This is a genomic window from Pseudomonas sp. CFBP13509, assembly GCF_005233485.1.
Taxonomy (GTDB): domain Bacteria; phylum Pseudomonadota; class Gammaproteobacteria; order Pseudomonadales; family Pseudomonadaceae; genus Aquipseudomonas; species Aquipseudomonas marginalis.
Genome location: NZ_QGAA01000016.1, coordinates 81,201 through 94,919, shown reverse-complemented (window position 1 = coordinate 94,919; position 13,719 = coordinate 81,201). Strand labels below are relative to the sequence as shown.

Genomic DNA, 13,719 nt, shown 5'->3' with positions numbered 1-13,719 from the left:
TCCCTTCACTGTGCAAAGGAACATCATCATGGCCACATACAAGAAAGCGGATGCCCGTGCCTGGGCGCGGGAAAACCTGGTGGGCTGCTCGGCTGTCACCATCCCAAGTTTCAGTGCTGATTTGAAGCGTCTCAATGAGCGTGGCATACGCCACGACATTGAACATACGGTCGGCCTGGGCTACAGCGCCACGTTGCTGTGCAGCGAGCTGGCGATCTCTCCCCAGGAGAACGCACAGTTCACCGCCTGGGCCCGTGAGTCGGGGAAAAACCTGCTCCTGTTCTTCCACGCGGCTTTTGGCACGCTTGCCGAGAACATCGAGGCGGTGAAGCTTGCCGAGAATGCCGGCGCTGATATCGTCCTACTCTCCTATCCGCCGCAGTTCTGGCCGACCAGCGAGCAGGAAATCTACGACTACACCAAGTCGTTCTGCGATGCCACGGACCTCGCGGTCATGCTCTTCCCGATTCCGCTCTGGGGCTTCGAGCGCGTGCATCCGGCGGGTATGTCGCTGGAGTTGGTCCGTCGGCTGTTGGCCGATTGCCCGAATATCGCGGCCATCAAATCCGAGCAAGGGTTCCCGCTGCCGGCGGGCATTTGCGAGATGTATTACCACTTCCGTGATCAGGTGGTGATCAGTTGCCCGATCGAAGGCGACGCAATCCCCTTGATGAGCCTGATGAAGTTGCAGTTTTCCGGCACCAGCAACACCGCCTGGATGAGCGACTACTACCCGAAAGCTTTCGAACTGGCACGCACGGGCCGCTTTGAAGAGGCGATGGAACTGTACTGGAAGGTCAATCCGGCACGCAGCGCCAACGGCGCCGCCGCGCAAAGCTATGCCGGCGGCACTGGTGTGCTCAATCGCACGATGTGGAAATACCAGGATTGGCTCGCCGGCTTCAACGGCGGCCCACTGCGTGCCCCGGCGATGCGCGTGCCGGATCGCTTCATGAAGTCGCTGCGTCAAGGGTTGGTTGCGTCGGGGTTGCCGGTGACTTCGGATCCTGACAGCGCCTTCATGATCGGGCGTCATCCGTGCTGATCAGGAGGGTTGCACAGTGAAGCATTTACTTAAAGATCCCACACTGTGGCGTGACGGTGCCTATATCGCCGGTGAGTGGCTGACCGAGACGCCGCACGGTCACTACACGCTGCGTAATCCGGTGGACCAAACGGTGCTGGCCGAGTTGCCGCGTTGTCGTGAAACTGAAGTTCGGCACGCCATCGACGCGGCGAATGAGGCCTTTGGCCCATGGCGTCGCCTGACGGCCAAACGCCGTGGCGAGGTGTTGCGCCGCTGGTATGAGTTGATGGTTGAACATCGGGAGGACCTTGCCACGCTGATTACCCTGGAGGAGGGCAAGCCACTGGAGGAGGCGCGGGGTGAAGTCGATTACGCGGCGTCTTTTGTGCGCTGGTTTGGCGAGGAAGCCACACGGGTGCGCGGTGATCTGATTCCGGGCGTAAAGGACACTCAGCGCATCGTGGTCCTGCGCGAACCCATCGGCGTCTGCGCGGCGATCACGCCCTGGAATTTCCCCGCTGCGATGATTACACGCAAGGCCGCTCCGGCCCTCGCGGCCGGTTGCACGATGGTGGTGAAACCGGCCAGCCAGACACCGCTGACCGCGCTGGCACTCGCCGAACTGGCGCAGCGCGCTGGCGTGCCCGCCGGCGTTTTCAGTGTGATCACTGGCAACGACACCCGCGACATTGCCGGTGAGCTTACGGCCAACCCGCTGGTGCGCAAGCTCACCTTCACGGGGTCCACGGAAGTGGGCCGGCTGCTGCTGGCGCAAGCGGCGCAGACGGTCAAGAAATGCTCCATGGAGTTGGGCGGCAACGCCCCGTTCATTGTCTTCGATGATGCTGATCTGGATGCTGCGGCTGACGGGGTGATGTTGGCCAAGTTTCGCAATGGTGGACAGTCCTGTATCGGCGCGAATCGGGTGCTGGTGCAGTCCGCGGTTTATGACGCACTGGCCGAACGCATCGTCGAGCGCATGGCACGCCTGAAGCTGGGCAATGGTCTGGAGCCGGGTGTACAAGTCGGGCCGTTGATCGATGACGCGGCGGTACGAAAATCCCAGGCGCTGGTTGATGATGCGCTGGCCCAAGGCGCTCGACTGCTGTCTGGCGGCAAGCCCCATGCGCTGGGCGGGTGTTTTTTCGAGCCCACCTTGTTGGCTGATGTGACCCATGGGATGCGGGTTGCTCGTGAGGAGATCTTCGGCCCGGTCATGCCGCTGGTGCGTTTCGACACGGATGACCAAGCCATTGCCATGGCCAACGACAGCGAGTTTGGCCTGGCCGCGTATCTGTTCAGCCGTGACGCGGCGCGTATCTGGCGCAACGCCGCGCGCATCGAGTCGGGCATGGTGGGCATCAACTGTGGCTTGATTTCAAATGAGGTCGCACCTTTCGGTGGCGTGAAGCAGAGCGGTCTTGGGCGAGAGGGATCTCACCTGGGAATAGACGAGTTCCTAGAGGTTAAATACCTCTGCTGGGATGGCTTGGAAAGCGTGTAAACAACCGTCGTTAAAGGCCGGTGGACGGCGGTTCGTGTGAGCCGTCGTTCATCGGCTTTTGTATTTGTTCTGCCGCAAAGGCAGGCACTCCGAGCAATGCCCCCGGCTTACCTGCGAGACCCATCGCCGCCAGCGATACCTCGGATTGTGCAAAGCGATTTCAGCCCTGATAGCCGATTCGATAGTCTCGTGGCTGATCCGGCATTTTTCGTCGGCATTCCATGTTGCTGCGGCATTGACGCAATGACGCCGCAGCGCTCGTTGGTGCGCCATGCAATGTCTGCCCGAGTGAATAAGAATAATTAGGAGAGCGTGATGATTGCAGCAGTCAACAAGGTCCTGGTGATCGGGGGAGGGTTCTCCGGTATGACCGCGGCTATCCAGCTCGCCCGCCAGGGCGTCGAAGTGGACCTCGTCGAAATCGATCCATTGTGGTGTCCTTTGGGAGCGGGGATTACGCTCAGTGGGCCCACGCTGCGAGCGCTTGATACGGTTGGGATTTTGGAAAGGGTCGCCGGGGAAGGGTACCTGTCGACCAATTTCGATGTGTTTTCACCGGTGGGCGACCTGATCGTGCAATTGGCGCTTCGACCGCCGGTCAGCGATAAGCCGATTCCCTGTGGTGGCGGCATCCTGCGCCCGGTACTGGCTCGAATATTTGCCGACAGGACGCGGGAAGTGGGGACCCGTGTGCGCCTGGGCATCACCTACGACAGCGTCATCGAGCATGATGATGGCATTGATGTGTCTTTCACCGACGGGACCACTGAACGCTATGACCTGGTCGTCGCCGCTGACGGCGTGCATTCGCGCACGCGAAAGGAGTTTTTCCCGGAAGCACCCTCGCCAAAACCCATTCATCAGAGCGTCTGGCGCGCGGTGCTGAAGCGTCCGCCGGAAATCGTGCGCCCCACTCATTGGCTGGGTAGCACCAAGGTTGGCGTCAATCCAATCTCCGAAACGCACATGTACATGTTCCTCATGGAAAGCCGCGAGTTTTCCGAGTGGATCGACCCGGCCAGTTGGCCGGGTGAAATGGCGCGCCTGTTGAGTGAGTTCCCAGCTCCGATCCTGCAAACGCTGGTGCCGCAACTGTACGAGGCGGACGCCAATATCGACTATCGTCCGCTGTCCAATTTGTTGGTGCCGTTGCCCTGGCACAAGGGCCGAATCGTGCTGATCGGAGACACGGTGCATGCCACCACACCGCACCTGGCTTCCGGGGCTGGCATCGGTATTGAGAGCGCCATCGTGCTTGCCGAAGAGTTGCTCGGCAATAGCAATCTACAGACGGCCCTGAGCCGTTTCGAAACGCGGCGCTGGGAGCGTTGCCAACTCGTGGTCGAGAACTCCGCGCGTCTGTGCGAGATAGAGAAAAGTGGCGGGGACAAGGAAGAGCATGCGCAGATCATGCGTGAGTCCACTGCGACGCTGGCTGAGCCTATCTGATTGATTGCGACCCTGCTGGATGAGAAGGGTCGCGCTTCTGGTCGTTAGGAGCAGTGATCGAAAATAACGACCTCTTTGACGTAAGCGAAAAAAGACGCCGACGTCAGCGCCACGCCGTCCTCGGCAAGTTTTTGAAACAGCGCTCGCTGATACTGCCGAAAGGTCGAAAAATCCGCTTCATTTTCAAACCACAGGCTAGAGGCGCCTTCGTATACGGCGATGTTTGGCCCGAAATAGGCCGTCACCTTGTCACCCTCGGGCAGATACCGGGAGCGAACATACCGGCGTAGGGCGTTCTGGAAGTCGGGCTGTTCGCGGGTAATGCTCTCGTGAGCTGCGTCCCAAGCGTCGAAAAAACGATCGAGCGCCATGGATGGATTTTTCTTCAGCAGGATCATCACTTTCCATGGGAGAGGCGCTGTAGCGGTGCTAGCCGTCTCCGCTTCATCCATCAATTGAGCGAGCTGCTCGGAAAGGTCAGCGAAGTTCTTTGCATCAGGGCCCACGGTTTGCTGGGTATAGGGATCGCTGAAGGTGCGAATCAAACCTGGCACGTCTTCAAAAAACAGCTCCGTAATGGAGTCTTTGTGGAAGGACTGTGCGTAGGCACTGTCGGCGTCAACCCCGAAAGCCGCGTCGATGACATGGTTCTGCACGTACCGTTTGACGCCTAACGGTTTGGCTTTAGCGATTTCTCCGTGGGTGTGCTCTACATAGTTTATAAACTCGGCATGCGTCATTCCGGGTTTTCTGCGTACAGCGGCTAGGATTTTGATCATGAGGCGTTCTCGCTATTGGCAGGGTGAAGGGCGCCTGAACCTTAAATGCACTTCATGCTGTTGTAATTCATCTGATTGTTTTTCAACACCAAAATATAAGGCCAGGTTTAACCCGCAAACCAATCGGTATTCGTGCTGGTAGGTATCGCGCAATAACATGCTTGACCAGCCTTGAGTCAGCTTTGGATTTTGAGCGTTTTGTATGAGCCGATTTGGCGGTGAATCTATGGCAAAGAAAATTAACCGCAAGCAAGCTCAGCCCCCACAGGGGATATCGTGAACCCAGATGAATTGGAAACTGGCTCAAGCCGCTGTTGATTTCTCCCGACTGCCGCTCGCAGTGTCGCGGAACAGTCTGGGCGACATGCCGAACGTCGATTTGAAATGCCGGCTGAAGTGGGAGCTGCTGCCATAGCCCCAAGCGTAGGCGATCTCGGTGAGCGAGCGATGAGCATGTTCCCGATTGCGCAGGTCTTCGGCGCAACGTGACAGGCGCCGCTGCCAGATGTACTCGCTGACACTGCACCCCAGCTCATCCTGGAAGGCGCGGTGCAGGCTGCGTACCGAGCACTGTTCGGCGTTGGCGATGCGTTCGATGGTCAGGTCGCGGTCGGCCAGGTGGCGCTCGATGTACGCTTTGAGGCGGTTCTGCTTGAAGAAGCGGAAGTCGTGTTCGAGTTGCTTTTCTTCCTGCTTGTTCTTCAGCGCGTTATCCAGTAGCCCGGTGATGCTGTCGCCGATCAGCCCGGCCGAATGGTTGTTCAGCAAGGGGTATTGGTTGTAGGCATCGCTGATCAGGTGCATGAGCATCCGCCCCAGTCCATTGCGACCGTTAAGATGCATGTCGGCGGTTTGCGCGAGCTGCCCGGATCCCCCCTGGAACAGCAGGATGAAGTGTTCGCAACCTTGCATACTGGTCACGTTGAAAGGTTTGCCGCAGTCGACCAAGAGCATTTCGTCAGGGGCCAGCACGCTACTTTGCTGGCCCTGCTCGAAGTGACTGACACCAGCCACCTGCATGATCAACATACGCGGCGTATCGAGGGCATCAATCGCTTTGCTCAGGTGGCGCGAATATCGATGGGCGCTGGCGGTCATTCGACAGAAACGCAACTGGCCCAGGTCCCCGTACTCCAGCCGACCCTGGAAGTTGCTGTCATGCAACGGGTCGATGAACGTCGATTCCAGCCGTTTTATATAGTCCGGCGTACGCCCCAGGTGATCGCTCATGAACTCTTTCCATTTCATCAAGCGGTCGGAGCGAACAACCTGATCGGTGGACACGCAGGCTAAATGGTTCATTTTTCGCCTCTATTTATTATTCTTTTTCTGACGGATCGGGCAAAGGGGTCGATTTGCCCGATCCGGGTGTGATCAAGGGTGCCAAAGACTCAGAACGGGTAGTGATGGCCTCCGGGCTGCCAGGTCACCCAATGGGCACGGGTAAACTCATCCAGGGCATAGTGACCGTTGAAGCGACCGAGGCCGGAATTCTTTTCACCACCGAACGGGGCATTGGGTTGGTCATCGACGGTGATGTCGTTGATATGGGTCATGCCCGCCACAATGCTCCGGGCGAAATTCAAGCCGCGGGCCATGTCCCGGGTGAACACGGCGCTGGAGAGGCCATACTCGCTGGCGTTCGCTAACGCCAATGCATGGGTTTCGTTTTCTGCGACCAGCAGCGGCAGCAGGGGGCCGAACGTTTCATCGCGGGCCAGTTCCTGATCGACTCCCACTTCACCGAACACATGGGCGGGCAGCACCAGCCCGGATGCCGGGCCGCCGCAAAGCTGCTTGAGGCCAGCACTCCGGGCACCGTCGAGCTTACGCAGCAGGCCATCGAGCTGGCTCTGATTGACCACTGGCCCGATCACCGTGTCGGCCTTGGTCGGATCGCCCGTCTTGAGGTTGCGCACGCGCTCCACCACCAGCGCTGCGAAATCGGCATACAGCGAGCGGTCGACGATCACCCGGTTGACGCTCATGCAGATCTGGCCCTGGTGCAGGAAACGCCCGACCACCGCAGCGTGCGCCGCACCTTCAATGTCGGCGTCATCCAGCACCACCAGCGGCGCGTTGCCGCCCAGTTCCAGGGCCACGCGCTTGATGTGTTTGCCACCGGTGGCAATACGGCCGACATTGCGTCCCACATCCGTCGAACCGGTGAAGGAAATCAGGCTCGGCACCGGGTGCTCGACAAAGGCATCGCCGATTTCCGAGCCGGCGCCGACCACGACGTTGAGCGAGCCCTCGGGGAAGCCGGCTTCTTCGAACAGGTGGGCAATCAGCAGGCCGCCGGTCACCGCTGTGTCGCTGGCGGGCTTGAGCACGATCGTGTTGCCCAGGGCGAGTGCCGGCACCACCGAGCGCATGCTCAGGTACAGCGGGAAATTCCATGGGCTGATCACGCCCACCACACCCAAGGGCTCACGGAAGACAAAACTCTGTTCGCCGGGCTTGTAGCTGGTCAGGATTCGACCTTCAACCTGCATCGGCATCGTCGTGCATTCACGCACCAGGTTCAGCGTGAATTGCCATTCCATGCTCGCCTTGATCCGGGTGCTGCCGGACTCGTCGATCAGCCAGTCGATGATCTCTTCACGGCGGTTCTGGATGACTTGGGCGAGCTTTTCAAGTTGAGCGCTGCGCTGGGTGGGGTGCAGTTGTGCCCACGCGGCCTGCGCCTGCTGCGCCGCCTGATAGGCGTCGTCGAGATCGGCAATCGAGGCCAGGGGCATCTCCAGCAATTGTTCGCCATTGAAGGGATTGCGGTCGTCCAGGCGGCGTGCGGAGCGCCCTGCACGCCAGGTACCGTTGATGTATTGGTTGCCGTTGATGGCGTAGGGCCCGAGCGGTTGAGTCGTCATGGTCTTTTACCTTTGGAGGCAGGTGGTCGCCTCGTTTAGAAATTAAGGGGGCAAACGCCGATGGGGAAAACTGCTCAGCTCCTGATCCAGGCGCGGCCCCAGGAATTGAGGGTGTATTCCTCCTGTGCCCAGACACCGGGCTGGCGGCTGGCATCGGTGACTTCGAGCTCCGCCGAGAACTCCAGGCGGTTGCGATCGGCATCGACCACCATGAAGAACAGGTTGTTGCCAGGCCCATGTCGGCCGGGGCCGAAGAAAATGGTGATGCGCTCCTTGGCGAAACGATCCCCCCAGTCACGGATGTCATTCCACTCGTTGGTTTCGTAACAGTGGTGGTCCCACTCGTTTTTCGAGCCGCGGAAAAACGCCAAGGTGTGGTGTTCGTCGTCCGAGCGCAGGAAGCACGTCGTGAGTTGGCCGGTCTGCTCGTCCACGACATTGTCCGAAACGGTAAAGCCCACCGTGTTGACGTAGAAATCAATCATGGCTTCCAGCTCCGTGGTCTGGAACACCACGTGCTGCAAGCGACCCGGCATGCCTGGGTGAGGGGCGTGGAGGGCAGGGGGAGCGACGCCAAATATCGTTTGCCGGCCCTGGGGGTCGCGGATCAGGAACGCCCCCGGCTCAAGCAGCGGCGAGTTGGTCTCTTCGATCACGCAGCCATTGCCGAGCAGGCGAACCCGCAGTTCTTGCAGTCGAGGTTGGCTTCCCAAGTCGAACGCTGCCGCGAGCAGGCCGCTGTGGTCGGCGGGGGAAACGAGCATGGCGCGTTGCGGGCCGCTGAGCATCCAGCTGCCATCGGCTTGCGCCTGGCTGCCCATGTCCAGCATCCGCCGATAGAAATCGATTTGCCGTTGCGCGTCCTTGCTCGCCAGGTGCAGGTAGCACAGGCGTGCAGGTGTGGAAGTCTGGAGTGTTTGCATAACCACCTCTGTGCTTGAAGGTTTTAGTGAAAGACGGGCGCGCTGCTCGGTTCGATTTCGCTGTTGTGGGGCATGGCGATGCCGAACAGTGACTGCAGCGATTCTGCGGCCTGGGTCTCGGTCGCCTTGTCGAAAATCGCCGCGATGTAGCGATCCGGGCGCAGCAGCAGAAACGGGTGGGAATCGCCCAGCAGGGTTTTGAGCTGGCCTTCACGGTCTTGAAGCACCGTGCAGCCCGGGATCGACGGTATGGCATGGACGGACGCGGGCAGGATCAGGATGCGTCTGGCTTCAAGGTGGCTCCAGAGATCATGCTTGAGTTCATCGATACGCTGGCGGGTCGGGTCGCCGTATTGAATCAAGGCGAAGCCGGCGCCGATGGTGTCATCGAGCAGGCGTTCCTGGCCGTGGGCATCGGTGAGCTTCGGTTGGGGGAACATCTGTCCACAGGACAAGGTGCCTGCTTGCCCCTCGGTCAGCACCAGGCCCCGGGTGAAGCGGGGTTTGGGCTTGAAGCGCATTTGCAGGAAATAATCGCGCAACGGCGGCAACAGGCCGATCAAGGCGAATGCGCCACTGATCAAGCGAGCGCGCAGGACGGTGGCCGGTGCCATGACCACGCCGAGGTTCAAGGCCAACTTGATCAATGCCCACGCATGATCACGACGCTCGCTTTCGTATGACAGCAGTGCGCTTTCCGCCATTTTTCCCTTCAGCACGCCGACCAGCTTCCAGCCCAGGTTGTGGGCATCGCGAACGCCGCTGTTCATGCCTTGCCCGGCATAGGGCGGGGTCAGGTGCGCAGCGTCGCCGGCGAGAAATACCCGTTGCACCTGCCACTGCTCGGCGACCCGGGCATGGAAGGTGTAGACCGTCTTGCGCACGATGGAAACCGGCGTGTCTCCCTTGAACGGGCGCAGCAATGCTTGCAGGCAGGTTTCGTCGAGCACCTGTTCGTCCGTTTCATCGGGCTTGAGCAGGAACTCGAATCGGCGCGTACGGTGAGGGCCGGGCACCTCCACCACCGGACGCCTGGCGTCGCAATACACTCGGGTTTGCCAGAAGGGGTCGTCGTCCTGGTCGGTATCGACCACCAGCCAGCGTGAGGAGAAGCTCGAACCGACCATCTCGATCCCGAGTTGCTTGCGCACCGGACTACGCCCGCCGTCGCATGCCACCAGGTAAGCCGCGTGGACTTCCATCAGTTGCCCTTCGGCGTCACGCACCAGCGCGCACACGCTGTGTGGGTCCTGGGTGAATTCCACCAGCTCGTGGCTGAACCGAGCCGTCAGGCTGGCAAAACGTTCAAGGCCTAGCCTGAGGGTGTTTTCAAAAAGTGGTTGGCGAAACGCGTTGCGCTTGGGGAAGCCATACAGCTTGCCGGTCGGCTCGACCTTGCCGAAGCAGCGACCGCCGGGCCGGGTGAAGTAATGCACGCCGTAGCCGGGCACGACATCACGCAGCACGGCAGCATCCAGCCCGATGGCCTGCATGGTGCGCAAGGACTCATCATCGATTGAAACCGCCCGTGGCTCGGTAACCGTGCCCGGCTTGCGGTCGATGATCAGGGTGTCCACATCGGCTTGGCCGAGCAGGTTGGCCAGGGTCAGCCCGGTAGGACCGGCGCCGATGATCAGTACCTGGGTGTTGATGCGTTTGAGGGTTGTCATTGTTATTCCCTTCCGGATGGCTCAGCCCAATGGCTTGGCGCGGTTGGCGAGCGCAGCCATGCGTTGCGACAGATCCTGGGCCAGGGCAAGGATCTGCTGTCCTTGTGTCTCCTCCTGGGCACTGTCGCGTTCTCGCACCGGGCGCACGCAACTGATGCTGCCAACGACCTTGCCATCGCCATCGAAGATCGGCGCGGCCAGGCCATAGACGCCCGCGTCGACTTCACCTGCGCTGGCCACATAGCCTTGGCGACGCAGTTGCTGCAACGAACGACGGAACTGTTCCCAGGTCTGGCCCAGTTGACTGGCGCGCGCCTCTTCGGGGTGGTCGAGAAACAGCTGGCTGTGTTGACGCGAGGTCATGTTGGCGAGGATCGCCTTGGACGTCGCACCCAGGAACAACGGCCTGGGCGAACCACGGGAGTAGCTGACCTCGCTGAACAAGTCCCCGTGCTGGTGAATGCACACGACCTGGTCCTTGAACAGCCGGCAGATCAGCCAGACCTGTTGTTCGCTCCACTGTGGGAAGTTGGGCTCAAGCGCTTGTGCGGCGCGCAAGAGGGGGTCGCTCAGGCGCAACTGGCGGTCCCAGGTAATGATCCGTGCGCCCAGGGCATAACGCCCGGCTTCGACCTGGAACAATAGATTGGCCTCGGCCAATTCGCGCACGTAGCGGTAGATCGTCGAACGGGTAAAACCCAAGGCGCCGCCCATGTCGTCCACCGCCCAGATCGGGCTCTGTTCGGTGAACAGGTCGAGTACCCGCAACATGCGCTCCAGGCTCGAGCCTTTGCTGTCGCCATCCTGCTCGGGCAGGTGTTCAGGGGTGTGTAGGTTTTCCATGTTCATTGCTCGTCCACGATGCTGTTGCGCAGGGTGCCGATGCCAGCGATCTCGACCTCCACCTGATCGCCCGGCTTCATCCACACCGGTGGTTCGCGGAACGCACCGACGCCGCCGGTGGTGCCGGTGACAATTACGTCACCCGGGGCGAGTTCGGTGAAGGTGGAGCAATACTCGATCAGCTGGCGCACATCGAAAATCATGTCGCTGGTGCGGGTGTGCTGCATCACCTCGCCATTGAGGCGGGTGGTCAATTCCAAATCCTGCGGGTCGCCGATCTCATCGCCGGTCACCAGCCAGGGGCCGAAACCGCCGGTATTCGGGAAGTTCTTGCCGGGGACGAACTGAATGGTGTGCTTCTGCCAGTCGCGGACACTACCGTCGTTGTAGCAGGCATAACCGGCCACGTAGTCCAGCGCTTCGGCATGTTTGACGTGGCGGGCCACTTTACCGATCACCACCGCCAACTCGCCCTCGAAATCAAGCTTGTGGGACGCGGTCGGGCGAACGATGGGTTGCAGGTGGGCAGTCTGGCTGTCGGCGAAGCGGGTAAAGATCATCGGATAGGTCGGCATTTCCCGACCGGTTTCGCGCACGTGAGTGGCGTAGTTGATGCCGATGCACAGCACTTTGCCCGGGTTCGGGATCACCGGCAGGAACGTCACTTCAGCAAGGGGGATACGCGGCAGGCTTGCCAGGCGCGCAGCGCTCAGTTCGTTCAGACGGTTCTGGCCGATAGCCTGTTTTAGATCGCTGCCAAGGGTTGGCTTGAGCGATTCCAGGTCGATGATTTGATCACCTTCGACCACGCCGTAGCTGCTACGGCCCTGGACAATAAAGCTTGTGAGTTTCATGGAGGCTCCTAGGAAGAGGGAGGGTGCAATGAGGGTTAATCTAATCGTGCTATAAAATCCTGTAAAGTGGGATTTATACAAAAATCCTAAAATATGGAATTTATGTGTTTTTTTGCGCGACTGTCCCTTTGGCGGACTTGGGGAGCAAAGGGCGGGGAGGCAGGCAGCCACCGCAGATGGCAGGGGCCGCGAGAGGTGAGCAAAAGGCTCTAAACCTGTGGGAGCGAGCTTACTCGCGATGAGGTCAGCCAGTTCAATACTCATGTAATTGAACCGCCGCCATCGCGAGAAAGCTCGCTCCCACAGGGATTGTGCTTAATTGACGGATATCAGGGCCTGATGCCAATCAATCGCTTGGTGCCCAGCAGCCATGCAGCGACATGCGCATCCGGAAGGGAATCCTGATGCGGGCAATGGGGCCGCTGGCCATGTCACGGGTGTCCAGCACGACCAGTTCGCTGCGCCCTTCGGCAATGAGGTTGAGCATGGCAACCACGTAGCCATCGGCTTCCTCTGCATCCGCCGAGCGCGGTATGAAGATGGGTTCCTGGAAGCATCCGCTGTCGCCGGGAAACCAGGCGTCGGTGCGACCTGTCTGCAGGTCCAGGTGCGCCAGCAGGTTGAAAAACTGGAAGGGAATCGGCCCATTCGCCGGGTTGTAAGGACGCTCAGGATCAAAGGCGAGCAGAAAACCATGCTGGTACTTTCGACCGATGTAGCGATCATCACACCGTGGAAACTCGCAGGGATATTCCGTCAGTGGCTGCGGTTGAACGTTCTCCTGCGCGCCATTCAGGTCGAAGGTCCAGCGCATCAGGCTGGCGGCCAGGGTTTCAGGCGGTGGTACGTAGCCGTCGGCCTGGGGGAAGAAGTAGAAGATGTTGCCGCCGGTGACGGGCATGTCGACATACACCTTGCCGTCCTCATCGAACGCATTCAGTGTGTGCCCCTGGAAGCCGTCCTTGGGCCCCTTGAACCAACGTACATCTTGCGCACACCCGTTACGCGGTACGACCGCGAACAGCTGAGGCAGATCGGGTTGCCACTGGAAATGCGGGCCGCCGTTTTTCATGCGCTCGACGTCCACTGTCAACGGAATCAACGGGAACACCACGTACCGTTCGGTCACCGCGAAATCATGCACCATCGCCGCATAAGGCGCCTGGAACCAGATCTCGTGCAGCAGTTTTCCGTCCGGAGAGAGTTCGAAGTAGGCCAGGTCTGGCGTGCCGTCGCCTTTGGCTTCATAACTGCAGGCCAGCAGGTTGCCTGTCACCGGATCGAGCTTGGGGTGGGCGGTGAACGTCGCGGCTTTGATCTGCCCATCAAAGGTCCATTCGCCGAGGGTCTCCAGGGTTTCGAGATCCATCGCCCAAGGCAGGGCATCTTCCTTGAGCGCCAACAGGACGCCGTTGTGAGGGATGACGGTGGTGTTGGCGGTGGTGTTGTTTTTCGCCGCGAGGGGGTCATTGGTGAAAGCGTTGCGATAAACACCATTGAGTGAGCGACCTTCCCGGCGCTGGGCCAGCAGGCGATCGGTTTTCACGTAGCGGCGTCGCAGCGAGGCCTTACCGTTGGCAAAATGAAAGCGGCTAACCATGCCGTCACCGTTAAAAAAGATATCGGTACCCAGCATGGGGGGATACTGCGGGTCTGGCGCGACTTGATAAAAAGTCCCGTGGATCGAAGCGGGAAGAATGCCTTCGATCTCCAGGTCAAACACGTCGGCTTCCACCCGGCTGGGTGTGTAGAGTGCGCCGCTAAACTCAGGTGTCTGGGGGTATTGAATGGTCATCTGGC

The 13,719-nt window shown here is 60.0% G+C and carries 11 protein-coding genes; 3 read left to right on the top strand and 8 right to left on the bottom strand.

Annotated features, from left to right (window positions below; all coding sequences use genetic code 11):
- Positions 1-28: 28 nt before the first annotated feature.
- The 3 genes from PspCFBP13509_RS23805 to PspCFBP13509_RS23795 all read left to right on the top strand — a co-directional run bounded on the left by PspCFBP13509_RS23805 (position 29) and on the right by PspCFBP13509_RS23795 (position 3,980).
- Positions 29-1,045, top strand: a complete 1,017-nt coding sequence (locus tag PspCFBP13509_RS23805) for a dihydrodipicolinate synthase family protein (protein ID WP_137212785.1) — start codon at positions 29-31, stop codon at positions 1,043-1,045.
- A gap of 16 nt (positions 1,046-1,061) precedes the next feature.
- Positions 1,062-2,531, top strand: a complete 1,470-nt coding sequence (locus PspCFBP13509_RS23800; protein WP_065926059.1) for an NAD-dependent succinate-semialdehyde dehydrogenase — start codon at positions 1,062-1,064, stop codon at positions 2,529-2,531.
- A 315-nt stretch (positions 2,532-2,846) separates the two neighbouring features.
- Complete coding sequence (locus PspCFBP13509_RS23795) at positions 2,847-3,980, top strand: FAD-dependent oxidoreductase (RefSeq protein WP_083221216.1); 1,134 nt, start codon at positions 2,847-2,849, stop codon at positions 3,978-3,980.
- Between the two features lie 44 nt (positions 3,981-4,024).
- Here the strand turns inward: PspCFBP13509_RS23795 and PspCFBP13509_RS23790 are convergent, their stop codons facing one another.
- From PspCFBP13509_RS23790 to PspCFBP13509_RS23755, 8 genes are all read right to left on the bottom strand, one after another.
- On the bottom strand, positions 4,025-4,759 hold the full coding sequence (locus PspCFBP13509_RS23790) for an EthD domain-containing protein (protein ID WP_042727883.1): 735 nt from the start codon (positions 4,757-4,759) through the stop codon (positions 4,025-4,027).
- Between the two features lie 303 nt (positions 4,760-5,062).
- Entirely contained in the window at positions 5,063-6,061 is a 999-nt protein-coding gene (locus PspCFBP13509_RS23785; protein ID WP_137212784.1) for a helix-turn-helix domain-containing protein, read from the bottom strand.
- An 89-nt stretch (positions 6,062-6,150) separates the two neighbouring features.
- Positions 6,151-7,629: an aldehyde dehydrogenase family protein gene (locus PspCFBP13509_RS23780; protein ID WP_065947810.1), complete on the bottom strand. Its 1,479-nt coding sequence runs from the start codon at positions 7,627-7,629 to the stop codon at positions 6,151-6,153.
- 74 nt (positions 7,630-7,703) lie between these two features.
- Entirely contained in the window at positions 7,704-8,552 is an 849-nt protein-coding gene (locus tag PspCFBP13509_RS23775; protein WP_065926063.1) for a VOC family protein, read from the bottom strand.
- 23 nt (positions 8,553-8,575) lie between these two features.
- Positions 8,576-10,222: a bifunctional 3-(3-hydroxy-phenyl)propionate/3-hydroxycinnamic acid hydroxylase gene (locus tag PspCFBP13509_RS23770; RefSeq protein ID WP_065926064.1), complete on the bottom strand. Its 1,647-nt coding sequence runs from the start codon at positions 10,220-10,222 to the stop codon at positions 8,576-8,578.
- A 21-nt stretch (positions 10,223-10,243) separates the two neighbouring features.
- Positions 10,244-11,065, bottom strand: coding sequence for an IclR family transcriptional regulator (locus PspCFBP13509_RS23765; RefSeq protein WP_065926065.1), 822 nt, complete (start codon positions 11,063-11,065; stop codon positions 10,244-10,246).
- 2 nt (positions 11,066-11,067) lie between these two features.
- Positions 11,068-11,919, bottom strand: coding sequence for a fumarylacetoacetate hydrolase family protein (locus tag PspCFBP13509_RS23760; RefSeq protein WP_137212783.1), 852 nt, complete (start codon positions 11,917-11,919; stop codon positions 11,068-11,070).
- 346 nt (positions 11,920-12,265) lie between these two features.
- Positions 12,266-13,714, bottom strand: coding sequence for a carotenoid oxygenase family protein (locus tag PspCFBP13509_RS23755; protein WP_065947809.1), 1,449 nt, complete (start codon positions 13,712-13,714; stop codon positions 12,266-12,268).
- Positions 13,715-13,719 lie beyond the last annotated feature (5 nt).